Here is a 24,667-nt window from a genome sequence, read left to right on the forward strand (position 1 = left end):
GCGCGCCGCGGGGCGGGGCGCGCCCGCGCCCCGCCCGCCGCGCGCGGGGTGGTGCGCCTAGTACCGCGCCCCCCCCCCCCCCCCCCGCCTCCCGTCAGGGGTGGCCGGTGGCCGGAAAGGGGCGCCCCACGGTCCGGGCCGGATCTCAGGGACCGTCGGGCCCGGCCAGGGGGTCTACACCGTTCCAGGTGCCCTCGCTGCCGTACGGGGCGAACCGGGCGAACAGCTCCTCCGAGTACCAGTTCTCAGCCCGCGTCCGCCCGATCACCTTCCGGTGGGCGGCCCCCCGGTAGGCGAAGTCGCGCACCGCGTCCGCGTCCCGCCACAGGGAGAACGTCGCCTGCCGGGCCAGCGGCCACTCGCCGACGCCGACCGAGGCCAGGCATTCTTCCTGATCGGCCAGCAGGCGGTCCACCCGGGGGACCGACCGGTAGAACGCCACCAGCCGGGAGGGCCGGATCGCCGCCCGGGTCAGCACCGCGACCGGCGTACCGTCCTGCCGGCCCGGGGCGGTCACGGGTGGGAGGCCGAACGGGTCGGTTCCGCCCCACCGGCCGCGCGACGACAGCGGCCGGAGCCGTACCCCCCACGACTCCAGCGCCTCCGCTCGCCAGCGCGCCGCCACGGGCGAGCCGGTCAGGAAGCCGTCCAGGGCCTCCTCCTCCCGCCAGACCGCCAGCATCGCCCAGCGGCGCAGGTCGGCGCCCAGGCTCATCGACGTGCCCCGGCCCGTCCCCAGCAGCCGCCAGAACACCAGCCCGGGGGTGCGCCCCAGCGCCGGACGGTCGAACGCCATGTACTTCATAGCGCCTATATCCGCATATCTCGTGAGATGGAAAGAAGCGATGACTCCTCCGCCCGGCTCGCCCGGCCTGCCCATCGCGCTCGCGGTGCTCGTCTCGGTCATCGGCGGCTACCTTCTCGGCTCGGTGCCGGTCGCGGTGCTCGTCACCCGGGCGCACGGCCTCGACCCCCGGGAGGCGGGCGACCGGAACCCCGGCTTCTGGAACGTCATGGAACTGCTGGGACGGCGGGCCGCGGTGCCGGTCTTCGCCGGTGACATGCTCAAGGGCGCCCTCGCCGGGCTGCTCGCCCTGGCGGTCACCGGATGGCCGCTCACCTGGCCCGGCGGGGTGACCGGCGGCGGCGTCCTGCCGGTGTACCTCGCGGTGGCCGCCGCGATGACCGGCCACGCCTGGCCGGTGTTCGCCGGATTCCGGGGCGGCCGGTCCATTCTCACCTTCGCGGGCGGCTTCGCGGTGATCTGCCCGCCCGCGTTCCTGCTCGGCGTCGCGGCCCTGGTCGTGACGACCCTCGTCACCCGGTCCTTCGCCGCCGGCGCGCGGGTCGGCGTGTTCGGCCTGCCGGTGCTGCAGCTCCTGCTCGCCCCGGTCGGGTACGTCGCGGCCACCGGGGCGCTGATGTGCCTCATCGGCCTGCGCTTCGGCCAGGCGTCTCGGGCGGAACGGTCGCCCCGGTCGACGTGACCCCGGCGCCGTCCGGGTAGACGCGGCCCCGCCAGCGGCGCACCGGCCGCAGCGTCGCCCGAGTCAGCCGCAATGCCGCCAGCGGGTCCAGCAGCGGAGACAGCGGCACGCCCGGCCCCGGCCGTACGTAACTGCCGCGCAGCGCCCCGGTCAGCAGCAGCCGTACGGCCAGCAGCCCCGCGTCCAGCCGGGTCGGCCGCCCGGCCGCCAGCCGCAGCACCGGCAGCGCCGCGGTCAGCCACACCACGGCCAGGTCGGCGGCCCGCCGCCCGGGAGAGGTGACGTCGTGCAGCGGCAGCGACCGCCCCCACTCCCGCCACACCTCCGCCGCCGAGGAGTGCATGTCCACCTCCAGCAGGCCCCCGGCGTCCAGGAACCCCACCGACCAGCCGCCGGTCGCCAGCTCGCGGGCCAGCGCCACGTCGTCGGTCATGTGCCCGCGCACCCGGGCGAACCCGTCCGCCGCCAGCATCGCCGTACGGCGGAAGGCCATGCACTGGCCGTTGGCCATCACGCGATGCGGCGGCGGGGGAGCGGACGGGCCGACGGGACCGAGCCGGTAGACCAGCGTCGCCAGGAACGACGCGTGCAGCGCCTGCTCGGCGACCCCGTCGCAGACGAACCTCGGGCCCACGCTGACCAGGTCGTAGCGGTCCAGCTCGGCCGACAGCGCGCCGAACAGGCCCGGCCCCGGCCGGGCGTCGGCGTCGAGGGTCACCACGACGTCTCCGGAGGCCGCCCGGACGCCCTGCCGCAGCGCCCACTGCTTCCCCACCCAGCCCGCGGGCAGCGGCTCGCCCGCGACGACCTTCGCCCCCATCCCGGCGGCCAGCCGCGCCGTGCCGTCGGCCGACTCGTCGTCGACGACGATCACCTCCGCCACGGCCGGGTCGGCCAGCACCGCCGCGAGACAGGGGCCGAGGCGGTGCTCCTCGTCGCGGGCGGGGATCACCACCGAGATCCGCCCGGCGGCCTCGGCGACGGGCGCCAGCGGGGGGAGCCGGTCACGTCCCCGCGCCAGCCGCACCGCGACGACCAACGCGGCCGCGGCCTGCGCCGCGGTGAGAAGCCTCATCCGGCGAATCCCTTCGATACGGCCGTTCCCGGCATGACTCCCGGAACGGCCCCCGGAACGGCTTCGGCCGTCACTTTCGGCACGACGCTCAACAGGGGAAGTCCTCCTCCACCAGGGAGGCGACGATGCGCCCGCCCATCGCCACCAGCGGCAGCCCGCCGCCCGGATGCGCCGAACCGCCGACCAGGTACAGGCCGCGCCGCGGCCCCCGGTTGCCGGGCCGGCGGAAGGTGGACAGCCGCCCGGAGTAGGCGCCGCCGTAGATCGACCCGCCCCAGTAGCCGTAGCGTTCCCGCAGGTCGGCCGGGGTGAACAGGTCCACGAACCGCAGCCGTCCCGACAGGTCGTACCCCCGGGCGGCCAGCCGCTCCAGCACCAGGTCGCGGTACGCCTCCGGCGTCATGGGCCACCGGCCCGGATCGCGGGCCGGGACGTTGACCAGCATCGTCCAGTTCTCCGCGCCCTCCGGCGCCTGCGCCGGGTCGTCCACCGCCGAGCAGCCGATGTAGACGGTCGGGTCGGCGGGCGGCACCCGCCGGTCGAAGATGTCGCCGAACTCCCGCTCGTAGTCGGCGGAGAAGACGACGGAGTGGTGCGCCAGCCCTTCGGTCCGGCCCTCCACCCCCGCCAGCAGCAGGAACGCCGACGACGACGTGCCCAGCCGGGCGACGCGCCGCAGCCGCCGCCGGTCCGGCATCAGCCGCCCGTACAGCGCCGCCGCGTCGGTGTTGGCCACCACCACGTCGGCGCGGTCCCGCTCGCCGGAGGCCAGCCGTACGCCCGTGACCCGCGTGCCGTCGTCCAGCACGTCGAGGACCTCGGCGCCGAGACGGACCTCCACGCCCGCCTTGTCCAGCAACGCGGCCAGCGCGTCGGCGATGCGGGGCAGCCCGCCCGGGACGTACCAGCCGCCCTCGCCGTGCTCGATCCCCGGGATGCAGGCCAGCGCCGCCGGGGCCCGGTAGGGGCTGGAGCCCGCGTAGGTCGCGTAGCGGCCGACGTACTGGCGCATCCGGGGGTCGGCGAAGAACCGCCGGGCCAGCCCGGCCACCGTACGGCCCGGCGCGACCGCCGTCAGGTCCGACAGGCGGGCCCCGCCGGACGGCGGCCGGACCGGCGGCCAGGAGGGGAGGAGCGGGCCGGCGAAGAACGCCCGCCGGGCCGCCTCGAAGCAGCCCCGCGCCCAGTCGTGGAAGGCCATCCAGTTGCGGCCCTCGCCCGGGGCCAGCCGGTCCACCTCCGCCGCCATCCGGCCCGGGTCGCGCCGGGCCGACAGCGTCGAGCCGTCGGCGAACCGGTAGCGGCACAGCTCGTCCAACTCGACCAGGTCCAGCTCCAGGCCGAGACCGGTGAACACCTCCGGCAGCGTCAGCAGGGACGGGCCGATCGAGAAGGTGAAGCCGTCCCGGACGTGCTCGGCCAGCTTGCCGCCCAGCCGGTCCCGCTGTTCGTACAGCCGGACCCGGTGCCCGCGCCGGGCCAGCAGCAGCGCCGACACCATGCCGCCGACGCCGCCGCCGACCACGACCACCTCGGCCGCCCGCTCCGCCGTTCCCGCCACCCCGGCCGCCCTTTCCGCGTTCACCGCCGCTCCCGCCGCCCTTCCGTGCTCTCCGCCGGTCCTCTTCCGGATCCCGTTCCCTTCGCGGGCTTTCCCGGCCGCCGCCTGCTCCGGGTCCCCGTTCTCTCCACGTTCACGGGCGAGCCCTGGAACGTCCCCTTCGCGGGCCGGTCCCCGGGATGTCACGCCGGTCCGGCCCGGCGTCCGCGCCACCACGCCAGTACGGCGAACACGCCCATGCACGCCCCTCCGGTCACCGCCACCAGCCGGTCGGGAGGGTCGAACACCGCCGCGAACCCGACGGTCTCCATGAACGCCATCACCGCGTAGACGGACCGCAGCCCTGTGCTCCGCGCCGCCGGGTCGGCCACGATGACGTCGATCAGCACCATGACCAGCGCCGACACCAGCAGCCAGCCGACGAAGTTGCTCAGCGGGATTCCCCGGTACGGCCCGCCGTCGTGCCACACCCACAGGCCCAGCCGGAGCATCTGCGGGTCGAGGAACAGGTCCCAGGCGGTCAGCGCCGCCGCCCCCGCGGCGACCCGCGCGGCCCTGCCGTACGCCGTCGCCGCCGGGAAGATCGCCGCGGCCGTCGCGTGGGCCGCCAGCCCCATGCCGCCCCAGGCCAGCGCCACGATGACCGGCACCGAGCCGAGCTGCGGCCGCAGCACGCCGGTGTAGTGGTAGGCGCCGAACGGCAGGCCGGTCCGGATGCCGATCCATTCGGCGGCGTACCCGGTCACGACCGCGGCGGCGAACGCCGTGAGAGCCCTCGGGAAGGTGTGCGCCCTTCCCGCGAAGGCCACGGCGCTCGCCGCCAGCAGGAGCACCACCACGCTGGTCAACAGGATCGGCCGCGGCTGGAGCCCGGACGCGACCTGGGCGGCGATCATCACCAGGAGCAGGGCGCAGCCGAGCAGACCGAGCGCCCGTGGACCACCCGTGAGCGGTCCGTCCTTCCCGGTGGGCTTCGCCTCCTCCACCGCGTCGCCGTTCACCGCGCCGAGACCGGATCTTCCCCTGTTCACCTGTTGGCTGTGCCCCATGCAGGGTCATTCGAGCGGCGGCCCCGGGTCAGATTCACTTTTCGGGAACGGAAAATGATCGCCTCCGGGCCAGGCGGTTCCTCCGGCGCGACAGGACCGGGCCCGCAACCGTCGGAGAGACCAGAGCATACGGCTTGACTTATATAAGCGTTGGCTGAATCATTGTCGCGTGCACGCATTCGACGTCCTCGGGGACCCGGTCCGGCGCCGGATCCTGGAGCTGCTGGCCGACGGCGAGCTGAGCTCCGGCGAGGTGACCGCCGTGATCAGAGACGAGTACGGGATCTCCCAGCCGGCCGTCTCCCAGCACCTCCGGGTGCTGCGTGACAACGGCTTCGCCAGGGTGCGGGCCGAGGGCACCAGGCGGCTGTACGCCGTCGAAGCGGCGCCGCTGCGGGAGGTCGACATGTGGCTGGAGCCCTTCCGCCGGTTCTGGGAGCAGCGCCTCGACGCGCTGGCGACCGAACTGGCCCGCGGCAGACGCGAGCGGCGCCGTGCCGCAGACGGCCCCGAAGATCCCACCGGACACGAGGAGAACCGATGAAGGACATCATCGACGAGGTCGGCCTCGCCCACCGGGAGGTGGGAGCCGACGGCGAGACCAAGGCGATCCTGGTCCGGCGCCGCTACGACGCCGAGGTCAAGGACGTCTGGGACGTCATCACCACCGCCGACCGCATCGCCCGCTGGTTCTCCCCGGTCACCGGCGACCTGCGGGAAGGCGGCCACTACCAGATCCAGGGCAACGCCGGCGGCGAGATCCTCGCCTGCGAGCCGCCCCGCCACCTGAGGCTCACCTGGGTCTTCGGCGGCGCAACCTCGGAGGTCGAGGTACGGCTGGCCGAGGACGGCGACGCCACGCGGCTGGAACTGCGCCACACCGCCGCCGTCCCGCCGGAGATGTGGGACCGGTACGGCCCCGGAGCCGTCGGCCTCGGCTGGGACCTGGCGCTGCTGGGCCTGGTCCTGCACCTGCGGACGGGCGAGCCGGTCTCGGATCCCGAGGGCTTCGGCCGCAGTCCCGAGGGCGCGGCCTTCATCGCGGCCAGTGGCCGAGCGTGGGGCGAGGCCCACCGTGCCGCCGGAGCCACCGAGGAGGAGGCCGCGGCGGCGGCCGAACGGACCATCGCCTTCTACACCCCCTGAGAGACGTCCCGGAAGCTCAGGCGCCAGACCCCGAGTCCGCCGGACGGCGGCTCGCCGACACCCATGAGGAGTTCGACCCGATGACGCAGAAGATCACCACCTTCCTGATGTTCGAAGGCGCCGCCGAGGAGGCGATGACGTTCTACATCTCGCTGTTCGACGACGCGGAGATCCTCGACATCACCCGCTACGGCTCCGAGGGCCCCGGCAAGGAGGGCACCGTGCAGCACGCCACGTTCAGCCTGGCGGGCCAGGAGTACATGGCCATCGACAGCCCGACGGCGCACGCCTTCACCTTCACCCCGGCGGTCTCGCTGTACGTCCAGTGCGACTCCGACGCGGAGATCGAGCGGCTGTACGCGGCGCTGTCGGAGAAGGGCGGGACCATGATGCCGCTCGACTCCTACGGCTTCAGCAAGCGCTTCGCCTGGGTCGCGGACCGCTTCGGCGTCTCCTGGCAGCTCAACCTCGCCTGACTCCACCCCCTTCCGCGCGGGCCCGCCGTACCGGATTCCTCCGGTACGGCGGGCCGTCGTGCCGTGCGGCGCGTGACCCGGGGCGTCTCTCCACGTGTCCCGGTGCGTCGCCGCCGGGCCGTCCCCGTCCGCGACCCGGTGCGTCGCCGTCAGGCCGGCCCCGCCCGCCACCCGGTACGGCATGGCGTCACCGGGTGCGCACCGTCACCTGTTACAACGAGAGACGTCGCCCTGTCGCGGGGCAGCCACGCCGAGATCCACGATCGCCGGGGCCCCTCCCGACCCCGCGTCCCGGGCGGCTCGGCCTCACGCGGGCCCGTTTCCCCGCCCCGCGCGAGCGTGCTCCCGGCGGACACGGACACGCGGCCGGCACACGAAACGACCGCTCGTCCACGGGAGGAACCCATGACCGTCCACCGCCGCGCCCTCGCCGCCACGGCCCTTCTCGCCTCGGCGCTCCCCGTCCTGGCCTCCCTGACCCCGGCGCTCCCGGCCGCCGTCGCCGGCACCGTGTCCACCGCTCCTGTCGCGGCCGGAACCGGGACCGAGACGGAGCTCGGAACCGGGGCGGGGGCCGCGGCACGCCCGGCGCAGCTCACCGTGATGCTGGTGAACCTGCAGACCGGCAGGTGCCTGACCATCGCCGGCGGCGTGAGCGCGGAGAACAACGTCCAGGCCGTGCAGTACACCTGCGACACCCACCCGTCCCGCCGCTGGTTCCTCAACGACGTGACCGGAACCGGCCAGTACCAGGTGCGCAACGCCAACACCGGCAAGTGTCTCACCATCGCCGGAGGCGTCAGCACGGCCAACAACGTCACGGCCGTGCAGTACGACTGCGACGACCACCCCTCCCGCCGCTGGACCCTGAACCTGACGGGCGCCCTCTAGACGATCGATTCCAGAAGGTTCGGTGGTCGTACGGCCGATCGGTGCGATCGCCGTACCGGCTCCCTCGTCGCATGCGCGCGGGGACGCCCTGAAACCGATCGCCTATGTCGTCGTGCGTCTGCGGACCAGGTCCCTGCTCTCCTCGGGCAGCGCGTCAGCGGCCGTCAGCCGCGGCAGCAGGTCCGGTTCGAGGGTCATCGCGCGGAAGACGAGCGCGACGGTCACGTCGTGGTCGGGCCGGTGCACGATCTCGACGGGGTCGGAGGCCCGGATGTCCCCCGGTTCGATCACCCGCAGATAGGCGCCCGGCACCGCGGCCCGGGTGAACCGCTTGATCCAGCCCTCCTGCTCCAGCCACCCCTGGAACGTCGCGCACGGGATCCGCGCGCATGACACCTCCAGGACCACGTCCGGCCCGATGCGCCAGCGTTCGCCGATCAGGGCGCCGTTGACGTCGAGGCCGAGGGTCGTGAGGTTCTCCCCGAAGACGCCGTTGGTGAGCGGCCTGCCCAGCTCGGCCTCCCACCCGTCGAGATCCTCGCGGGCATAGGCGTAGACGGCCTGGTCGTAACCACCATGATTCTTCACATCGTGGACGCGGTCGCCCGCGAGACCGACCTCGCCGGTGCCCTTGGGGCCGGGCGCGGTGACGGCGACCGGTCCGTCGACGGGCCGCTTGTCGATGCCCGTCGCGCCGAGGCCCTTCCACGGGTTGGGCCGGGGCCTGCCGACGTTGACGGAGAGCAGCTTCATACGCGCGACGGTACAGACCTCCACGTATCGAAGCGACGCGTTTCCCCGCCGATCCCTTGAAATCGATCACCCGGGGCACGCCGTCTTCATCGCCGATCGCACTCGGCGTATCCTGGGCCGGACCCGGTGGGAGGCCGGCATTCTGTTCGGCGGCACCGACACCCTCGGCGACCTGCCCCGCATCATCAACGATCCCAAGGCGGGAGAGCACCGTTGACCATGACCTTCCCCACACTCAACGTCGCCGCCCTGGAGCGGGTCTACGCCCACATCGTGGCCAACCCCGAGGAGTGGAACCAGAGATACTGGCACTGCGGCACCTCCATGTGCTTCGCCGGGCACACGGTGGCCATGTACGGCACGGCGAACTGGAGCGCTCCCGGCGACCCGGGCTGCGACACGTTCGTGGCCCTGTCCACCGACGACGAAGACGACCTCTTCATCGACGAGGGCGAGCGCGTCATCTACGTCGCCGACCGCGCCCGGCACATCCTGGGCATCACCGAGGACGAGGCCGCCGTGCTGTTCCACCAGAACAACACGCTGGCCGACATCCGCCGCATCATCGACGACCTCATCGCAGGCGCGCGGCACTAGAGTCCCACCTCGGAGACCCGCGCTCCCCGCACGAGGGGGCGCGGGCCTTTCGCGTTTCCGCCGAACCTCTGAACCCAGGAGCCGAGCGGGTCCTCATCGTCCCCATGAGGGGTCGCGACTGTAGTACGCACGGAACCAGGAGTAGTGCGGACAGGTCCTCCCCGCCCCTGCGAAGGGCCGCAACACGGGGATGTGGACGCGGTCGATGCGGCCGTACGCGTCCTCATCGCCCCTATGAGAGGCCGCGATGCATCCTCGCGCTCAGCCGAAGGGGCGCGACGGAGGATCAGCCCGTGAACCTTTCACCGTGTGGGAGCGACGAACCATGTAGTCGACCACTGTGGAGGCCGTTGATGATCTCATCCCATGCCGGGGGAGCGCCGCCGAGCCGTCCGAACAGGTCCGGGCGGAAGAGCCTCGGGCTGATCGTTCTCGGTGCCGTACTGGGGGCGATACTGAGTGTGGCGCTGTTCGTCGCGGCGTGGTGGCCGCGGTTCGAGGTGGTCTACCGCAGTGACCAGCCGACCACCGTGGCCTACAGCGACGGTTCGAAACACATGGTGGGCCTGGTGCGCAGGAGCACCCTTCTCGGGGAGTCACACCTGATCGTCGCCGGCCGGGATCCGAGCTTCTCCTACGGTCACCAGGTGGAGATCGAGACGTCCGCCGATTCGGTCAGGACGGTCGAGTGGACGACCGCCGGGGTTCGGACGGTCTTCGACACCGGCCACGAACTGTTCATTCCCGCCCGATACTTCATCGGCGGTCGGTGACTCGCACCGGCGAGAGGCGTCGGCCGCCGCGCGGGAGGAGAACGCGTCGGCCGATCCCGCAGCCGGGAGCCCCGGCCCGGCGACCAGGACCACCACGGTGGCCCCGTGACCGCCGGCCGGGTTCATGTTCGCCCGTCTGCCCTGGTCACGGCATGTCGTCACCTGAAAGATCGTCTTCGGGTGTTACAACGGAGCGTCGCCCGGTTGCGGGGCCGCCCGACCACACGATCCACGGGCATCCTCCCGGGCCCGGCAGGCCGGGGCGACCCGGTTCCGCGTACCCGGCGCCCGCGCCCGCCTCCCCGCGTGCGCGGACACCGGTCCGCCGGAGACCTCCGCCGCCGCGCCGTCGGCGGGTCCACGGACGCGGGCCGGAACGCCGTGACCACGAAAACGACCAGCTCATCCACGGGAGGAACCCCATGGCCGTTCTCCGCCCAGCCCGCCGCTCCGCCCTGACCCTCGTCACGGCCGCCGCCCTGTTCGTCCCGGTGCTCCCGGCCGCGGCCCACGCCCGGACCGACCCCGCCACCGGCCTCTCCCCGGAAGGGCGGCAGTCGACGGCCCTGACCGGGATGCTGGTGAACGGGCAGACCGGAAAGTGCCTGACCGTCGCCGGCGGCGGGCGCGTGACCGACAACCTCCGGGCCGCGCAGTACGAGTGCGACGCCTACCCGACCCGCCAGTGGACCATGACGGACGCGACGGGCACCCGCCAGTACATGCTGCGGAACGCCCAGACGGGCAAGTGCCTGACCATCGCCGGAGGCGCCAGCACCGCCAACAACTACACCGCCGTGCAGTACACCTGCATGGACCACCCCGCGTTCCGCTGGATGTTCTGGGGTGCGGCCGGCGCCCAGCAGTACCAGCTGAAGAACGTACAGACCGGCAAGTGCCTGACCATCGGCCCGGACGGCAGCACCGCCGTCCAGTACACCTGCGACAAGCAGCCCTCACGCATGTGGGGCGTGCGCTACATGTGAGCCGGGCCGGCAGGGTGGGCGGCCCGGACACCCGAGTCGCCCGCCCGGCCGTTCACCGAGGATCGCCGGCGGGACCCCGCGGCCGGGAGGACAGACCGGTCTCGCGCATCGTCGGTTCCGTGCCTCCGGGGTACCAGGGACGGGAGGCACGGAGGCGGGTGATTCAGGGGTATGACGTTCAGAGGTGCGGCGCCATGACAGTGTTCCGGGCATGCTGATCGTGATGAGCGGCTTGCCCGGTGCCGGCAAAAGCTCCGTCGCCCAGGAACTGGGCCGTCTGCTTCCGGCCCCGGTGCTGTCGGTCGACCCGGTGGAGGCCGCGATGTGGCGAGCGGGAATCGACCGCGGCCAGCCGACCGGACTGGCGGCCTACGTCGTGGTGGAGGCACTCGCCTCCGACGTTCTCGCGCTCGGGCAGACGGTCATCGTCGACGCGGTGAACGACGCGCGGGAGGCACGGGAGCAGTGGCGCGGCCTTGCCCGCCGCCGGAGCGCGGTGCTGTGCCACATCGAAGTGACCTGCTCCGATCGTGCCCTGCACCGGCGACGGCTGGAAGGTCGCCGGCGCGACATCGATGGCTTCGTCGAGCCGGCCTGGGCGTCGGTGGAGGCGCGCCGCGCGAACTTCGACGCATGGTGCGAGGACCGCCTCGTCCTCGACTCCACCGCTTCGCTGACCGGCAACGTGCAGATCGCCATGGCTCACCTGCGCGCTGCTCGCCGAGATTCCCTATCCGGCACCTCGGAATGACACCTGGAGTCGGCGAAGGCGGATGTGGAGCCGTCGCCGCGGCCCGTCTCGACGGCGGCGCGGCTCAAGGGGCCGGACCGGGATGGTGGATCCGTCCGGCGACCGGTGGCGACGGCGGGGTGAGACGATCTTCATCGTGGCGATCCAGGTGGCGGTGTGCGGGCCGCGTGACTGCACGGACGAGGACGAGGCCGACGCCCGCGAGGTCGGCCGGCTGCTGGCCGGGCGCGGCGCGGTGGTGATCTGCGGCGGTTACACGGGGGTGATGGCCGCGGTGGCGGCCGGGGCCCGCTCGGCGGGCGGCACGGTGGTCGGCGTCCTGTCCCGGCCGGACCGGGAGCAGGCGAATCCGGACCTCTCCGTCGTCATCCCGACCGGCATGGGGGAAGCCCGGAACGCCGTCATCGCCAACTCGGGCGACGCCGTGATCGTCATCGGCGGGTCATGGGGGACGCTGTCGGAGCTGGCGCTCGCGATGAGCCACGGCCGCGTCCCCGTGGTCCAGCTCGGCGGCTGGCGGATCCTTGACCGCGAGGGGCGGCCGGTTCCCGGGGTCAGGCACGTCTCCTCCCCGGAGGAGGCGCTGGAGGCCACCGGCCTGTGGGCCTGACCGCCTCGGCCGTCCGGGCCGCTCGACCCGCACGACTCGACGGACCGGACCGCCCCGGCCACCCGTACCGTCTGGATCGTCCGACCCGCCGGCCCCGCAGGATCGCCGGGCTCTCGTCAGCCGGCCTGCTCCTTCAGGTGGTCCAGGATGGCGTGGGCCACCTCGCGCTTGGACATCTTCGGCCGTTCGAAGCGCAGGTCGGCCACCTCGGCGAAGGCCGCGGCCCGGCGTTCGTGCAGCTCCTTCGCCACGTCCAGCGGCTTCTTGCCGAACCGCGGGCGGTGCGGCTTCTCCTCGATCTTCTTGGCGATGAACTCAGGGGTGGCGTCCAGCCACACCACCAGGGCCGGTTTGAGCGCCTCCCGGCACCGCGGGTCGTCCAGGACGCTGGCCGCGGCGGCGATGATCGGCGCGGGCCGTTCGGCGAGGCTGTCCAGCAGGTGCTCGGCCTCGCGGGCGTGCAACTCGGTGACGCCGGCGGTCTCGGCGATGGCGGCCGCGGTGACGCCGTAGCGTTTCTCGAGGTAGTCGTCACTGTCGCGCACCGGTCGGTCCAGGGCCTCGCCCAGCACTTCTGAGACGCTGGTCTTGCCGGCGCCCATCAGACCGACCACCACGATCGGGACGTCCGCCTCCGTGTCTGCCATGTCAGCCACCTCCGGTCCTCAGGGGGAATGTGAAAAAGGGGTCCTCCGTCTCCTTGCCCCGGAAGCCCATGCCTAGCCCTCCCGGTCCGCCGACGCCCCCGCGGCACCCCTGTTTTCCGCAAAATACTCTATTTATCCCTATCGAGCAGAAAGATACGGTAGTTTCATGTCAGATCGCTTCTACTCCGTGGAGCAGGTCGCCGAGCATCTGGGTCTGCACGTTCGCACCGTCCGCAACTACGTGCGGGACGGGCGGCTCACCGCGGTCCGCATCGGCAAGCAGTACCGGATCGCGCACGAGGATCTGGAGGCGTTCACCGGCCGCCCGGTGCCCCCGCCGCCCTGGGAGACCGTACGGCGGCAGCGGCACACCGACGTGTCGAGCATCGTGGAGATCGACGCGGTCAGCCGGGAGACGGCCGACCGACTGTCCACCCTCCTGATGGTCGCGGCCACCGACCGCCGCCCCGGCGACCAGCCGCTGCGGATCGAGACGGTCTACGACGAGGAAAGGGCCCGGATGAAGATCATCGTCCTGGGCGGTCTGCGGGACACCGCCAGGCTGTTCGACTACATGGAAGGAATCCTCACGTCATGAGCGTGATCTACCGGTCCGAGGCCGGCGCGGAGGAGATCCGGCGGCGCTACCGGGAGGCGCTGGACGCCTGGCCGGTCCCCGCCGAGCAGGTACGGGTGCCCACCCGCCAGGGCGAGACCTTCGTCGTCGTCTCCGGCCCGCCGGACGCGCCACCCGTGGTGCTGCTGCACGGCGCGGGGGCGAACGCGACGATGTGGCAGGACGACGTCGCCGTCTGGACGCGGCGTTTCCGCATCCACGCCGTGGACCTCGTCGGCGAGCCGGGCCTGAGCGCGCCGTCGCGCCCGCCCCTGGACTCCGACGCCCACGCGCTGTGGCTGGATGACGTGCTGGACGGCCTCGGGATCACCGCCGCCTCGATCGTCGGGACCTCCCTCGGCGGCTGGGTGGCACTGGACTACGCCGTCCGCCGCCCGGGAAGGGTGGAGCGCCTGGCCCTGCTGTGCCCCGGTGGCCTGGGACGGCAGAAGACCGGCTGGATGATCAGGGCGCTGCCGCTGCGCCTGTTCGGGCGCCGGGGGCTGCACCGGTCGGCGCGGATCGCCACCGGCCTGAAGTCCCCGCTGGCCGGTCCGGTCCTCGACTCCCTGGCGCTGACGTTCACGGAGTTCAAACCGCGGATGGAGCGGCTGCCGGTCTTCCCCGACGAGGCGCTGCGCCGCCTGGCCGTGCCGGTGCTGGTGATCGTCGGCGGCCGTGACGTCATGTTCGACTCCACGGAGACCGCCCGGCGGGTGCGCCGCTGCGTCCCGCACGCGACCGTGACCGTCCTGCCCGAGGTCGGGCACGCGATCCTGGGCCAGGCCGAGCCCGTCTCGGCGTTCCTATCGGCCGACGCCGACGCCGACGCCGACGCCGACGCCGGAGCCGGGGCCGGGGCCGGGGCCGGGGCCGGGGCCGGGGCCGCCGACGCAGGCGGTCAGCTCGGCGCGGAGGCCCGCGATGCCTGACGTGATCCAGGAGCGGGCCGGGGCGACGGTGCTGGTGTGTGATCCGGACGGGCCGCCGGTGGCGACCACGCAGGACGCGCTCGACCTGGTCGGCGCGGCGTTCCTCGGCGCCCAGGTGGTGGCCGTGCCCGCGAGCCGGCTGGACGAGCGGTTCTTCTCCCTGGGCACCCGCTTCGCCGGGGAGGTCCTGCAGAAGTTCGTCAACTACCGGCTGCGGCTGGCCGTCATCGGGGACATCTCCCGGCACCTGGCGTCCAGCTCGGCCCTGCGCGCCCTCGTCCACGAGTCGAACCTGGGGGACCACGTGTGGTTCCTCCCCGACCTCGACGCGCTCGACGCCCGGCTGGCCGCGGTCAGCTGACCTGCGGCCCCGCCCGCCGTACGGCCGTCCCGGACCGTGGGGCGCCGCCGTCCGGTCACGGGGCGGGATCGGCCGCCGGGCGCCGGCTCCAGCTCCGGGGTCGGGTTCCGGCGCGCCGGAGCCGGAGGACGGCGACGGAGGACAGCACGAGCGTGCCGCCGGCGAGCTGCACCGGGGTCAGGGACTCGCCGAGGACGAGCGCGGCCAGTGCGGCGGTGACCACGGGCTCGAAGGTGGACAGGATGGCGGCGGTCGAGGGGCCGGTGCGCCTGAGCCCGGCGAAGAAGGTCAGCATCGCCACGACGGTGGAGATCACGGCGATGGCGGCGAGCCAGAACCATCCCGATGCCCCGAAGCCGAGATCGACGCCGCCGGTGAGCAGGGCGCGGGCGCCGAGGGTGCCGGCCGCGCCGGTCATCACCAGCGCGGACAGCGCCACGGGCGCCAGCCGGTGCACGACGGTGTCGGCGACGAGGATGTAGACGGTGTACGTGGTCGCGGAGGCGAAGGCCAGCAGCGCCCCGAGCGGGTGGAAGCTCATGCCGCCGGCGCCGAGCAGGACCAGCAGTGTTCCGCCCGAGGCGGCCGCCAGCGCGGCTCCGCGGGCGGGGGTGAGCCGGTCACGGCCGAGCAGCACCGCCACCACGGTGACCATGACCGGGTAGGTGTAGAGGATCAGGGCCAGCAGCGAGGCGTCCATCAGCTCCAGCGCGGAGAAGAACAGACTCGCCTGTGTGGCGTACCCGATGGCGCCCAGGCCGATGGCGATGGCCGGCACCCGGCCGCGCGCCGTCGCCGGCCGGGCGCCGGCCGGCGGCTTCCGGGGAGGGCCGGAAGTCACCTGCCGGGTGCCGACCGGCGACTTTCGGGGAGGGCCGGAAGCGGCGCGACGCAGTCCCGGTCGCACGAGCAAGGCGAGCCCGAGCAGGACGGCGGCCAGGGCGAAGCGCACCAGCAGCAGCGTCCCGGGTGAGACGCCGGCGTCGTAGGCGAGCTTGCCGAAGATCGCCATCGCGCCGAAGCAGGCCGCGGACAGAAGACACAGTGCTGCACCCATGCGTCCAAGGATCCGGGGCCCGAATCATCGGGTCCAGCGATGATTCATGGAGGTAAATCATTAGAATTCTCGAATGATCGAGTTGGATCTCCGGCGACTGCGCTTCCTGCGGGAGTTCGAGGAGCGTGGCACTCTGGCCGCGGTCGCGGCGGCTCTGGGCTACAGCCCGTCCACGGTCTCCCAGCAGCTCGCCCTGCTGGAGAAGGAGGCCGGGGCCCGGCTGTTCGACAAGGCGGGGCGGGGTGTGCGGCTCACCGACGCCGGACGTCTGCTCGCCCAGCACGCGCGGGTGCTGCTGTCGGCCGCCGAGGCGGCGCAGGCCGACCTGGCCGGTCTCGGGGGCGACATCCGGGGCACCGTCCGCGCCGGCGGCCTGCAGTCGGCCGCCCGCCGCCTCCTCATCCCGGCGGTGGCCCGCATGAGGGCCGACCACCCGCGGGTCCGGGTGGAGATCTCCGAACTGGAACTCGAACAGTCCCTGCCGGGTCTGCGCCTCGGCACGGTCGACCTCGTCATCGGCGACGAGTACGACAGCCACCCCCGCCCCCGCCCGGCCGGCCTGCGCTTCACGCTCCTGCTCGAAGAGCCCCTGAAAGTCGTGCTCCCGGCCGCGCATCCCCTCGCCCGGCCCGGCGGACCCGTCCCGGTCATCGGGCTGCGGTCCGACATCTGGACCGCCTCCGCCGAAGGCACCGGCCACCATGCCATGGTCATCGGGACCTGCCGCGCCCTCGGCGGCTACGAGCCCGATCTGCGGCACCGCTCCAGCGACGCCGACGTCCAGCTCGAACTCGTCCGCGCCGAGGCGGCCGTCGCCCTGTTGCCGACCCTGGCCCTGCCCGGCGACGATCCCGCGCTCGCGATCAGAGACATCGCCGAGACCACTCTCAAGCGCCGTCTGGTCGCCGTCACCCGGGACACGCCGCCCGCTCCCGCGCTCACCGCCCTCCTGGCGGCCGTGACGGACCAGGTGGGCGAGCTCGGCCTGTAGCGACCTTCCGGCCGCCCGGCGTTCTTCGGGGCCGGAGACCACGGGCGGGCGTTACCGGGCCGCGGGTCGCCGCCGTCCGGTCACGGTACGGGGGCCGTCGTCGGTCGCGGGGCGGGATCGGCCGCCACGCCCGCGGCGTACCGGATGCCGCCGAGCAGGTGGGCGCGGAACGCCGGGTCGGCGTAGGACTCGCGCGTGTGCCCGCCGCCGGTGTACCAGGACCGGCCGCCCAGGTGGTCGTGGCACCAGGCGATGGGGTGGTCGTCCATGCCGCCGCCGGAGTACGACGCCTCGTCCAGCGACATCAGGACGCGCACTCCGGGCCGCGGGTTCGTCCGGTAGTCGTACCACTCGTCGTACCGCCGCCAGACGGGTTCGAGGTGCGCGGTGGAGGGATGGGAGCGGTCCTCCACGCGGACGACGGCCTCCTGCGGCTCGGGGTGGCACCGGAAACGGGCGCCGACGAGCTCTCCGTAGAACGGCCAGCCGTACTCGGTGTCGGCGGCCGAGTGGATCCCGGCGAAGCCGCCGCCGCCCCGGACGTAGGACTCGAACGCCGCGCGCCGCGCGTCGTCCAGCACGTCGCCGCTGGTGTTGAGGAACACCACGGCCCGGTACCGGGCGAGGCCGGCGGGGGTGAAGGCGCCGCCGTCCTCGGTGGTGTCGACGGTGAAGCCGTGCCGCCGGCCGAGGTCCCCGACGGCCCGCAGGCCGTCGGGGATGGAGTCGTGCCGGTACCCGGCGGTCCTGGAGAAGACGAGGACGGCGTAGGGGGGATCGGCCGTCATCTCCGGGTCAGCCGCTCTTGCGGCGGAAGGAGCGCCTGCCCCCGGCCGGGCCCTGGGAGCCGTGGATCTTCGAGGCGCCCTTCCCCCGGCCCGCGGCGTTCAGCTCCGTCTGGGCCAGCTTCTTGCGCTCCAGTGCCTCGCGGAACTTGCGCTTGAGCTCGTCGTCGGTGCCCTCGGCGCCTTCGAGGGTCTGGGTGCTCTCGGCGTCTTCCGGCTCCGGCGTGACGTCAGGCATGCGAACCTCCTGTTCTCTGGACGGTCCGGCTTCGGCCGACCGGAACGTCATCTTCTCACGTCCGCAACGCCGTACGGCTGGCCGCGCGATCCTCTCCGGGCCGGGCACCGGGGCGCGGGCCGCCCGCGGGTGGGAGAACCGGAGGGCGAGGGAGCGGGGGAGCGGGCCGTGATGGGATCTCCGCGAGATGGCGGGGGATCCGGAGGGCGGGGGAGCGGGGCTCAGCCCAGGTCCATGGCCATCAGCAGTATCAGGCCCGCCAGGTGGCCGACCACCACGAAGATGATCACGAAGAGGAAGACGAACCGCGCGGGGCCGTGCTCGAAGTACTTGCCCTCGCGGAGCTCGGAACGCCCCGCCTGGCGCTCGGCGATCCGCTCCTCGATCGGCTTGCGGTTGAACATGGGGCTCCTCAGGGACCGGTGACGCTTGGTGCCGCAATGCTTTGTGCACCAATTACCTTACTATGTCGATTGGAGGTGCATGTGAGTGACATATCCGAGGCGCTGCGCCTGGAGCGACAGGTGTGCTTCGCCCTCGCGGTGGCCTCGCGCGGCGTCATCGGGGTCTACCGGCCGCTGCTGCAGCCGATGGGGCTGACCCACCCGCAGTATCTCGTCATGCTCGCGCTGTGGGAGCACGACCAGCTCTCGGTGAAGGAGCTGAGCAAGCTACTGAGACTCGACCCCGGTACGCTGTCACCGCTCCTCAAAAGACTTGAGGCGATCGGCTACATCCGGCGGCGGCGTGACAGTCAGGACGAACGCGTCCTGGCGATCACGCTCACCCCGGAGGGCCGGAGGCTGAGGAGCGAGGCTGAGAGGATCCCGCCGTCCGTCGCCCGGCGACTGGGTATGGACCTGGAGGAGCTGCAGGAGCTCCACCGGGTGCTGACCCGGGTGATCGCCGCCGCGGACGACACGCATCATTGATGCACAGAAAGGACAGATAAGGCTCATGGCTGGAAGCCACGGAGGAAGCCCCAAGTCTTGGCTTGCGGTGCTCGTTATTTTGGCCGGGTTCATGGTCGGCGGAGTGGGCCTGTGCACCGGGCCCAACTGGATCATGTTCTGGGCGGGGGCCGGAATCATCGTCGTGGGCGGTCTGATCGCCCTGGTGGTGGACATCTTCTCCGACGTGATCATCGACGCTCCCCGTGAGCCGCTGAACCACGGCGGCTGACCCGGAGGCTCCCGCACTCCCGGAGCTCCGGCCCCGGGCGATCTGACGGATCGCCCGGACCCGTCGTCCGCCGCGGGGCCCTCCGTGCCGCCGCAGAGCCGCCGCAGGGTCTCCAGGTCGCCGCAAGATCCTCCGGGCCGCTTCCCGGTGCTTGAGGCCGTCGCCCGGTTCGATGTCCGGAATGGCGGTTCGAGGGGTGACATAGGTCACATCCGAGGTGCATAGTCGTCTGACGACTTCGCGCCGAGGATCGGAGGCTCCTCTCCATGTCCCGAGACCGGACCCGCTACCTGTACCTGGCCGTCATCCTGGCGGTGATCGCCGGCATCGCCGTCGGACTGCTGGCGCCCGATCTCGGTACGGCGCTGAAACCCCTGGGCACGGCCTTCGTCAACCTCATCAAGATGATGATCAGCCCGATCATCTTCTGCACCATCGTGCTCGGCGTCGGATCCGTCGCGCGGGCCGCCAAGGTCGGCCGGGTCGGCGGCCTGGCGATCGGTTACTTCCTCGTCATGTCCACCGTCGCGCTGGCCATCGGCCTGGTCGTGGGCAACCTGGTGGACCCCGGTCACGGCCTCCAGCTCACCGACGAGCTGCGCAGGTCGGCCCAGGCCGAGGCCGCCAAGGGCGGCGAGAGCGACACCGTCTCCTTCCTGATCGGGATCATCCCGACCACGCTGGTGTCGGCGTTCACCGAGGGGCAGGTGCTGCAGACCCTCCTGGTCGCGCTGCTCGCCGGGTTCGCGCTGCAGGCCATGGGGGAGCGCGGCGTCCCCGTCCTGAACGGCGTCGCCCACATCCAGCGGCTCGTCTTCCGCATCCTCGCCATGATCATGTGGGCGGCCCCGGTCGGCGCCTTCGGCGCGATGGCCGCGGTGGTCGGCGCCACCGGGCTCGACGCGCTCCGCAGCCTCGGCCTCATCATGCTCGCCTTCTACGTGACCTGCCTGGTGTTCGTGCTGGGCGTCCTCGGGCCGCTGCTGTGGCTGGTGGCGAGGGTCAACCTGCTGTCCCTGCTGCGCTATCTCGGCCGGGAGTTCCTGCTCATCCTGTCGACCTCCTCCTCGGAGTCGGCCCTGCCCCGGTTGATCGCCAAGATGGAGCACCTGGGGGTGAGCCGCCCGGTCGTCGGCATCACCGTGCCGACCGGCTACTCGTTCAATTTGGACGGCACCGCCATCTACCTCACGATGGCCACCCTGTTCATCGCCAGTGCCACCGGCGCCCCGCTCTCGGTCGGCGAGCAGGTCTCCCTGCTCGCCTTCATGATCATCGCTTCCAAGGGCGCGGCAGGCGTCACCGGCGCGGGTCTGGCGACCCTCGCGGGCGGCCTGCAGTCGCACCGCCCCGCCCTGGTGGACGGCGTCGGCCTGATCGTCGGCATCGACCGCTTCATGTCCGAGGCGAGAGCGCTGACCAATTTCGCGGGCAACGCGGTCGCCACCGTCATGGTCGGCACCTGGACCGGCGAGTTCGACCGGGACCGCGCGGCCGAGGTGCTCTCCGGCCGCGCCCCCTTCGACGAGGCGACCCTCCTGGACGAGCACGGCGACGAGCGCGATGAAGGGCTCGGTGACAGGCAGGACGACCACGACGGAGCCGGCACGGGGGTCGGCACGGCGTCCCGGTAGGCGCCGGTGCGGCACCTCGCCAGGCGTCGGCGCCGGATCTCGAAGTGCGGGCGCGGGGCCTCGAAGCGTCAGAGCGGGGTCTCGGTGAGCGGGCGCGGGGCCCTTCCCGGCGGCGGCCGTACGGCGGGGGCCGAGGTGCTCGCGCGCAGGACGACGGTTCCCGGGACGCGCTCGACGCGGCTGCGTCCGGCGGTGGCGGGCCGCAGGGCCAGCGTCATGACGCGCCTGCCGATCTCCTCCAGCGGCAGCGCCACGGTGGTCAGCGGCGGGGTCAGGTCGCCGACCACCGGGATGTCGTCGAACCCGGCCAGCGAGACGTCGCCGGGCACGGTGAGGCCGTGGTCGCGGAAGGCGGCCAGCGCACCGACCGCCATGATGTCGGTCGAGGCGAAGACGCAGGTGGCGCGCAGGCCGCGGGCGACCAGTTCGGAGGCGGCCCGGTGGCCGCCGTCGCGGTTGAAGGCCCCCTCCACGATCTGGTCCGGGGCGATCATCACCCCCGCCTCGGCGAGAGCCTCCCGGAAGCCGGTCAGGCGGTCCACGACGGTGGTGATGACCGGCGGGCCGGTGAGCACGGCGAAGTCGCGGTGGCCGAGGCCGAGCAGCGCCCTGGCCAGCGCGGCGGCGCCGGCGCGGTTCTCGGGCAGGACCGAGTCGACGCGGAGGCCGCGGTGGCGGCTGACCGCGGCGATGCGGGTCCCCGCGGCGGCGCACCGGGCCAGTTCCTCGCGCATCGCGCCCTGCCAGGCGCGGTCCTCGAACCCCGAGCCGGTCAGCAGGATCGCCCGGACGCGCTGGCCGCGCATCATGGAGACGTAGGACAGCTCACGGGCCGGGTCGCGGAAGGTGCTTCCCATGATCACGTGGAGGTCGTGCTCCGCGGCGGCCCGCATGATCCCGCCGGAGACCGCCGCGAAGTAGGGGTCGCTGACGTCGTGGCAGATGACGCCCACCGCCTGGCTGGAGGCGCGGGCGAGGGCCTGGGCGTGGGCGTTCGGGGTGTAGGCGAGCCGCTCCGCGGCGGCCAGGACCCGCTCGCGGAGGTCGGCGCGCACGCGGGTGGTGCCGTTGAGCGCGCGGGAGGCGGTGGCGGAGGAGACCCCCGCCTCGCGGGCGACGTCATTGAGGGTCACCTGGGACCATTTGTCCAATTCCTCCCTCACCTCCTCTTGACCCGTATGTGAGACGGCCCCTACCGTACACCGGAAAGCGCTTTCAGACAGCGCTTTCACATCACCAGAAAGCGCTTGCATACAGATCCGCCCGTACGCGGGCGAAAGGAGGGCGCCCATCATGAGCATGAACCCCGGCGGGTCCGAGGGGCGGCTGCTCGCCGTCCTCGAACGGAGCTGGCGGCCGGTCGCGCTGCTCGTCGCCTGTTTCGCCGTGTGGTGGGCGATCACCTCCACCCAGCTGGTGCCGCCCTACCTCGTTCCGTCGCCGGGGACGACCCTCGGGGTGATGACGGAGAAGTCGTCATATCTCTGGCAGCACACCTGGGTGACCACCTACGAGACCGTCCTGGGCTTCGTCATCGCCGTCGTCATCGGCGTCCTTGCGGCCGTGGTGATGGTCTACTCCGCGACCGTGGAGAAGACGCTCTATCCCGTCCTGCTCTTCGCGCAGGTCATCCCCAAGATCGCCATCGCCCCGCTGTTCGTGGTCTGGCTCGGCTTCGGGCTGACCCCCAAGGTCGTCGTCGCCGTGCTGATCGCGTTCTTCCCCGTCGTCATCTCCATGGTGACCGGGCTGAAGTCCGTCGACCCCGAGATGCTCCAGCTCGCCGCCACCATGGGCGCGAGCCCGCTCAAGACCTTCGCGAAGATCCGTTTCCCCGCCTCCCTCCCGCACCTGTTCTCCGGCCTGAAGGTGGCCGTCACCCTCGCGGTGACCGGCGCCGTGGTCGGCGAGTTCGTCGGCGCGAACGAGGGACTCGGCTTCGTGATCCTGCAGGCCAACGGCAACCTCGACACCCCCATGCTGTTCGCGGGGCTGCTGGTGATGTCGCTGATCGGCGTCGTGCTGTTCGTCCTCGTCGAGATCGCCGAGCATCTGATGCTGCCCTGGCACGCCAGCCGGCGGGGCGAGAGCGCGACCACGACCCTCTGAAGCCTGGAACCGGCCACCGACCACCCCTAGGAAGGCACCCCGTGAAATCCCGGATCGCCATCGCCGCCCTGCTGCCGGCCCTCCTCCTCACCGCCTGCGGCGGAGAGGAAGGCGGCACGACCACCAGCGCGTCGGGCAAGAAGCTCGACCAGGTGACGCTCACGCTCAACTGGTACCCGTACGGCGAGCACGCGCCGTTCTACCTCGGCAGGAAGCAGGCCGTCTTCGAGAAGCACGGCATCGACCTGAAGATCCAGGCCGGCCAGGGCTCGCAGAAGACCATCCAGGCCACCGGGGCGGGGCAGACCGACTTCGGCTGGGCCGACACCCCCGCGCTGCTGGCCTCCGTCTCCCAGGGCGTCCCGGTCAGGAGCCTCGGGGTCTACCTGCAGACCACCCCCGCCTCCGTGCAGTTCTTCGACGAGAAGAACATCACCGAGCCCGCCGGCATCAAGGGCAAGAAGATCGCCATCACCGCCGGCGACGCGCTGTCCAAGACGTTCCCGGCCTTCCTCAAGCAGAACGGCATGGCCGAGGGCGACGTGCAGCTGCAGAACACCGACCCGGCGGGGAAGATCGCCGCGGTGATCTCCGGTCAGGCCGACGCCCTGCTCGGCTACGCCTCCGACCAGGGGCCGACGATGCAGGAGAAGGCGGGCAAGAAGGTCTCCTACCTGCGCTTCTCCGAGTTCGGCCTCAACTTCTACAGCAATGGCCTGCTGACCTCCACCAAGAACCTGGAGAGCAGGGCCGACCTGGTCAAGCGCATGGCCGCGGCCACCAGCGAGGCGTGGGCCGCCGCCGAGAAGGACCCGCAGGCGGCGGTGGACGCGATGCAGGGCGCCTCCGAGCAGCTTCCCAGCGCGCAGGTGCTGCTCGATCAGTTCAAGACCACCGTCACGCTGCTGCACACCGACGCGACCAAGGGCATGGCCCCGGGGGTCAACACCGCCGCGGACTGGCAGGCGACGATCGGCACCTTCGTCAAGGCGGGCGTGATCGCCAAGGCCGAGGCGCCGGCCGCCTACTGGGACGAGAGCGTCACTCCGAAGGGATGAGCACGATGAAAGGCGAGCTGGAGGCCGAGCGCAGGCCCGGCGGCGCGACCACCGCGGCGGTGGAGCTCGACGCCGTCGCGGTCCGGTTCAGGGCCAAGAAGAAGGAGGTGACCGCGCTGCGCGACGTGTCGCTGAGCGTCGCGCCCGGCGAGTTCGTCTCGATCGTCGGCCCCTCGGGTTGCGGCAAGTCGACACTGCTGAAACTGGTCTCCGGCCTGCTGCGGCCGTCGGCGGGGAGCGTGCGCCTGTTCGGGGAGACGGTCGGCGGCACCAGGCGTGACATCGGATACGTGTTCCAGCGCGCGGCCCTGCTGGAGTGGCGGTCCGCGCGCCGCAACATCCTGCTCCAGGCGGAGATGCGCGGGATGCCCGCCGCCGAGGCCGGCCGGAGGGCGGACGAGCTGATCGAGATGACCGGGCTCACCGGCTTCGAGGACGCCCTGCCGCACGAGCTGTCGGGCGGCATGCAGCAGCGGGTGGCGCTGTGCCGGGCGCTGCTGCACCGCCCGCCGGTCCTGCTGATGGACGAGCCGTTCGGCGCGCTCGACGCCCTCACCCGCGAGCAGATGAACGTCGAGCTGCACCGCATCTGGCGGGAGACGGGCACGACCGTGCTCCTGGTCACCCACTCCATCGCCGAGTCGGTCTACCTCGCCAACCGGGTCCTGGTGATGACCGCGCGGCCGGGGACCGTCGCGGAGATCATCGACGTCGATCTCCCCGGCCCCCGCGACTACTCCGAGACGATGTCGCGGCCCTCGTTCGCCGAGGCCACCGGCCGGATCCGCGACCTGCTCGGCGCGGCCACGGCGGCGGACTGACCGGTCCCCGCGCCCTGCCCGGCGCGGCCACCGCGGCGGACCGGCCGATCTCCGTGCGCTGTCCGGTGCCGCCGCGGCGGC

The 24,667-nt window shown here is 72.5% G+C and carries 32 protein-coding genes; 21 read left to right on the forward strand and 11 right to left on the reverse strand.

The features are described 5' to 3' along the window. Positions 1-145 precede the first annotated feature (145 nt). The gene (locus tag AB0D67_RS36180; RefSeq protein ID WP_362946057.1) at positions 146-805 is read right to left on the reverse strand and encodes a spheroidene monooxygenase; all 660 of its coding nucleotides are present in this window, start codon (positions 803-805) and stop codon (positions 146-148) included. Between the two features lie 40 nt (positions 806-845). Here AB0D67_RS36180 and AB0D67_RS36185 point away from each other — a divergent pair, with 40 nt between their 5' ends. Further along, positions 846-1,487, forward strand: coding sequence for a glycerol-3-phosphate acyltransferase (locus AB0D67_RS36185; protein ID WP_362946060.1), 642 nt, complete (start codon positions 846-848; stop codon positions 1,485-1,487). Here the strand turns inward: AB0D67_RS36185 and AB0D67_RS36190 are convergent. The 3 genes from AB0D67_RS36190 to AB0D67_RS36200 all read right to left on the reverse strand — a co-directional run bounded on the left by AB0D67_RS36190 (position 1,429) and on the right by AB0D67_RS36200 (position 5,154). Beyond that, the gene (locus AB0D67_RS36190) at positions 1,429-2,562 is read right to left on the reverse strand and encodes a glycosyltransferase family 2 protein (RefSeq protein WP_362946063.1); all 1,134 of its coding nucleotides are present in this window, start codon (positions 2,560-2,562) and stop codon (positions 1,429-1,431) included. The two genes, AB0D67_RS36185 and AB0D67_RS36190, sit on opposite strands and share 59 nt — an antisense overlap. An 88-nt stretch (positions 2,563-2,650) precedes the next feature. After that, positions 2,651-4,147 carry a phytoene desaturase family protein gene (crtI, locus tag AB0D67_RS36195; protein WP_362946066.1) on the reverse strand — a complete coding sequence of 499 codons (1,497 nt, stop codon included), beginning with the start codon at positions 4,145-4,147 and terminating at the stop codon, positions 2,651-2,653. 158 nt (positions 4,148-4,305) lie between these two features. Further along, positions 4,306-5,154: a carotenoid biosynthesis protein gene (locus AB0D67_RS36200; protein ID WP_362946069.1), complete on the reverse strand. Its 849-nt coding sequence runs from the start codon at positions 5,152-5,154 to the stop codon at positions 4,306-4,308. Positions 5,155-5,341: 187 nt separating this feature from the next. Between AB0D67_RS36200 and AB0D67_RS36205 the strand changes: the two genes are divergently transcribed. The 4 genes from AB0D67_RS36205 (at position 5,342) to AB0D67_RS36220 (ending at position 7,685) form a co-directional block, all read left to right on the forward strand. Beyond that, positions 5,342-5,716 carry a metalloregulator ArsR/SmtB family transcription factor gene (locus tag AB0D67_RS36205; RefSeq protein ID WP_362946072.1) on the forward strand — a complete coding sequence of 125 codons (375 nt, stop codon included), beginning with the start codon at positions 5,342-5,344 and terminating at the stop codon, positions 5,714-5,716. Continuing rightward, a complete protein-coding gene (locus tag AB0D67_RS36210; RefSeq protein WP_362946075.1) occupies positions 5,713-6,318 on the forward strand; it encodes an SRPBCC family protein in 606 nt (201 codons plus the stop codon). Before AB0D67_RS36205 ends, AB0D67_RS36210 begins: the two co-directional genes overlap by 4 nt. Positions 6,319-6,398: 80 nt before the next feature. Next, the gene (locus AB0D67_RS36215) at positions 6,399-6,794 is read left to right on the forward strand and encodes a VOC family protein (protein ID WP_362946078.1); all 396 of its coding nucleotides are present in this window, start codon (positions 6,399-6,401) and stop codon (positions 6,792-6,794) included. Between the two features lie 405 nt (positions 6,795-7,199). Next, on the forward strand, positions 7,200-7,685 hold the full coding sequence (locus AB0D67_RS36220; protein ID WP_362946080.1) for an RICIN domain-containing protein: 486 nt from the start codon (positions 7,200-7,202) through the stop codon (positions 7,683-7,685). Positions 7,686-7,787: 102 nt separating this feature from the next. On the opposite strand, the gene AB0D67_RS36225 is transcribed toward AB0D67_RS36220, so the two are convergent. After that, a complete protein-coding gene (locus tag AB0D67_RS36225) occupies positions 7,788-8,438 on the reverse strand; it encodes an MOSC domain-containing protein (protein WP_362946083.1) in 651 nt (216 codons plus the stop codon). On the opposite strand from AB0D67_RS36225, the gene AB0D67_RS36230 reads away from it, so the two are divergent. The 6 genes from AB0D67_RS36230 (at position 8,419) to AB0D67_RS36255 (ending at position 12,155) form a co-directional block, all read left to right on the forward strand. After that, positions 8,419-8,655: a hypothetical protein gene (locus tag AB0D67_RS36230; protein ID WP_362946086.1), complete on the forward strand. Its 237-nt coding sequence runs from the start codon at positions 8,419-8,421 to the stop codon at positions 8,653-8,655. The genes AB0D67_RS36225 and AB0D67_RS36230 overlap by 20 nt on opposite strands. A gap of 2 nt (positions 8,656-8,657) precedes the next feature. After that, complete coding sequence (locus AB0D67_RS36235) at positions 8,658-9,035, forward strand: hypothetical protein (RefSeq protein ID WP_362946088.1); 378 nt, start codon at positions 8,658-8,660, stop codon at positions 9,033-9,035. Between the two features lie 353 nt (positions 9,036-9,388). Continuing rightward, on the forward strand, positions 9,389-9,808 hold the full coding sequence (locus AB0D67_RS36240) for a hypothetical protein (RefSeq protein WP_362946090.1): 420 nt from the start codon (positions 9,389-9,391) through the stop codon (positions 9,806-9,808). A 422-nt stretch (positions 9,809-10,230) separates the two neighbouring features. After that, positions 10,231-10,794, forward strand: a complete 564-nt coding sequence (locus AB0D67_RS36245; protein WP_362946092.1) for an RICIN domain-containing protein — start codon at positions 10,231-10,233, stop codon at positions 10,792-10,794. Positions 10,795-11,005: 211 nt separating this feature from the next. Then, on the forward strand, positions 11,006-11,545 hold the full coding sequence (locus AB0D67_RS36250; RefSeq protein ID WP_362946095.1) for an AAA family ATPase: 540 nt from the start codon (positions 11,006-11,008) through the stop codon (positions 11,543-11,545). 82 nt (positions 11,546-11,627) lie between these two features. Beyond that, complete coding sequence (locus tag AB0D67_RS36255; RefSeq protein ID WP_362946097.1) at positions 11,628-12,155, forward strand: TIGR00725 family protein; 528 nt, start codon at positions 11,628-11,630, stop codon at positions 12,153-12,155. A gap of 116 nt (positions 12,156-12,271) precedes the next feature. Here AB0D67_RS36255 and AB0D67_RS36260 read toward each other — a convergent pair whose 3' ends face one another. Next, positions 12,272-12,802 (reverse strand): shikimate kinase, encoded by a 531-nt coding sequence (locus tag AB0D67_RS36260; protein ID WP_362946099.1) that lies wholly within the window; start codon positions 12,800-12,802, stop codon positions 12,272-12,274. Positions 12,803-12,968: 166 nt separating this feature from the next. Here AB0D67_RS36260 and AB0D67_RS36265 point away from each other — a divergent pair, with 166 nt between their 5' ends. From AB0D67_RS36265 to AB0D67_RS36275, 3 genes are read left to right on the forward strand one after another with little or no spacing between them, the layout of a single operon-like run. Then, a complete protein-coding gene (locus AB0D67_RS36265; RefSeq protein WP_362946101.1) occupies positions 12,969-13,400 on the forward strand; it encodes a helix-turn-helix domain-containing protein in 432 nt (143 codons plus the stop codon). Then, positions 13,397-14,350 carry an alpha/beta fold hydrolase gene (locus AB0D67_RS36270; RefSeq protein WP_362946103.1) on the forward strand — a complete coding sequence of 318 codons (954 nt, stop codon included), beginning with the start codon at positions 13,397-13,399 and terminating at the stop codon, positions 14,348-14,350. Before AB0D67_RS36265 ends, AB0D67_RS36270 begins: the two co-directional genes overlap by 4 nt. Further along, positions 14,343-14,711 (forward strand): DUF4180 domain-containing protein, encoded by a 369-nt coding sequence (locus tag AB0D67_RS36275; protein ID WP_362946106.1) that lies wholly within the window; start codon positions 14,343-14,345, stop codon positions 14,709-14,711. Before AB0D67_RS36270 ends, AB0D67_RS36275 begins: the two co-directional genes overlap by 8 nt. Before the next feature lie 55 nt (positions 14,712-14,766). Here AB0D67_RS36275 and AB0D67_RS36280 read toward each other — a convergent pair whose 3' ends face one another. Next, on the reverse strand, positions 14,767-15,768 hold the full coding sequence (locus AB0D67_RS36280) for a DMT family transporter (RefSeq protein ID WP_362946108.1): 1,002 nt from the start codon (positions 15,766-15,768) through the stop codon (positions 14,767-14,769). Between the two features lie 73 nt (positions 15,769-15,841). On the opposite strand from AB0D67_RS36280, the gene AB0D67_RS36285 reads away from it, so the two are divergent. Continuing rightward, positions 15,842-16,759, forward strand: coding sequence for a LysR family transcriptional regulator (locus AB0D67_RS36285; RefSeq protein WP_362946110.1), 918 nt, complete (start codon positions 15,842-15,844; stop codon positions 16,757-16,759). An 80-nt stretch (positions 16,760-16,839) separates the two neighbouring features. On the opposite strand, the gene AB0D67_RS36290 is transcribed toward AB0D67_RS36285, so the two are convergent. The 3 genes from AB0D67_RS36290 to AB0D67_RS36300 form a co-directional block, all read right to left on the reverse strand. Next, a complete protein-coding gene (locus AB0D67_RS36290) occupies positions 16,840-17,547 on the reverse strand; it encodes a ThuA domain-containing protein (protein ID WP_362946113.1) in 708 nt (235 codons plus the stop codon). A 7-nt stretch (positions 17,548-17,554) separates the two neighbouring features. Beyond that, positions 17,555-17,782: a DUF5302 domain-containing protein gene (locus tag AB0D67_RS36295; protein WP_362946115.1), complete on the reverse strand. Its 228-nt coding sequence runs from the start codon at positions 17,780-17,782 to the stop codon at positions 17,555-17,557. Positions 17,783-18,003: 221 nt separating this feature from the next. Next, positions 18,004-18,186: a hypothetical protein gene (locus AB0D67_RS36300; RefSeq protein ID WP_362946117.1), complete on the reverse strand. Its 183-nt coding sequence runs from the start codon at positions 18,184-18,186 to the stop codon at positions 18,004-18,006. An 81-nt stretch (positions 18,187-18,267) separates the two neighbouring features. Between AB0D67_RS36300 and AB0D67_RS36305 the strand changes: the two genes are divergently transcribed. From AB0D67_RS36305 to AB0D67_RS36315, 3 genes are all read left to right on the forward strand, one after another. Next, the gene (locus AB0D67_RS36305; RefSeq protein ID WP_362946120.1) at positions 18,268-18,714 is read left to right on the forward strand and encodes a MarR family transcriptional regulator; all 447 of its coding nucleotides are present in this window, start codon (positions 18,268-18,270) and stop codon (positions 18,712-18,714) included. A gap of 25 nt (positions 18,715-18,739) precedes the next feature. Then, complete coding sequence (locus tag AB0D67_RS36310; protein ID WP_362946122.1) at positions 18,740-18,964, forward strand: HGxxPAAW family protein; 225 nt, start codon at positions 18,740-18,742, stop codon at positions 18,962-18,964. 266 nt (positions 18,965-19,230) lie between these two features. Further along, positions 19,231-20,598 carry a cation:dicarboxylase symporter family transporter gene (locus tag AB0D67_RS36315; RefSeq protein ID WP_362946124.1) on the forward strand — a complete coding sequence of 456 codons (1,368 nt, stop codon included), beginning with the start codon at positions 19,231-19,233 and terminating at the stop codon, positions 20,596-20,598. A gap of 68 nt (positions 20,599-20,666) precedes the next feature. On the opposite strand, the gene AB0D67_RS36320 is transcribed toward AB0D67_RS36315, so the two are convergent. Next, complete coding sequence (locus AB0D67_RS36320) at positions 20,667-21,749, reverse strand: LacI family DNA-binding transcriptional regulator (RefSeq protein ID WP_362946127.1); 1,083 nt, start codon at positions 21,747-21,749, stop codon at positions 20,667-20,669. A gap of 142 nt (positions 21,750-21,891) precedes the next feature. Here AB0D67_RS36320 and AB0D67_RS36325 point away from each other — a divergent pair, with 142 nt between their 5' ends. The 3 genes from AB0D67_RS36325 to AB0D67_RS36335 are packed head-to-tail and all read left to right on the forward strand — an operon-like array spanning position 21,892 to position 24,586. Next, positions 21,892-22,707: an ABC transporter permease gene (locus tag AB0D67_RS36325; protein ID WP_362946129.1), complete on the forward strand. Its 816-nt coding sequence runs from the start codon at positions 21,892-21,894 to the stop codon at positions 22,705-22,707. Between the two features lie 41 nt (positions 22,708-22,748). After that, complete coding sequence (locus AB0D67_RS36330; protein WP_362946132.1) at positions 22,749-23,765, forward strand: ABC transporter substrate-binding protein; 1,017 nt, start codon at positions 22,749-22,751, stop codon at positions 23,763-23,765. Next, entirely contained in the window at positions 23,762-24,586 is an 825-nt protein-coding gene (locus AB0D67_RS36335; RefSeq protein ID WP_362946134.1) for an ABC transporter ATP-binding protein, read from the forward strand. The genes AB0D67_RS36330 and AB0D67_RS36335 overlap by 4 nt, the downstream gene beginning before the upstream one ends. The last annotated feature ends 81 nt before the right edge of the window (positions 24,587-24,667 follow it).

Origin of the sequence: Streptosporangium sp. NPDC048047 (genome assembly GCF_040653115.1) — a bacterium.
Lineage (GTDB): Bacteria > Actinomycetota > Actinomycetes > Streptosporangiales > Streptosporangiaceae > Streptosporangium.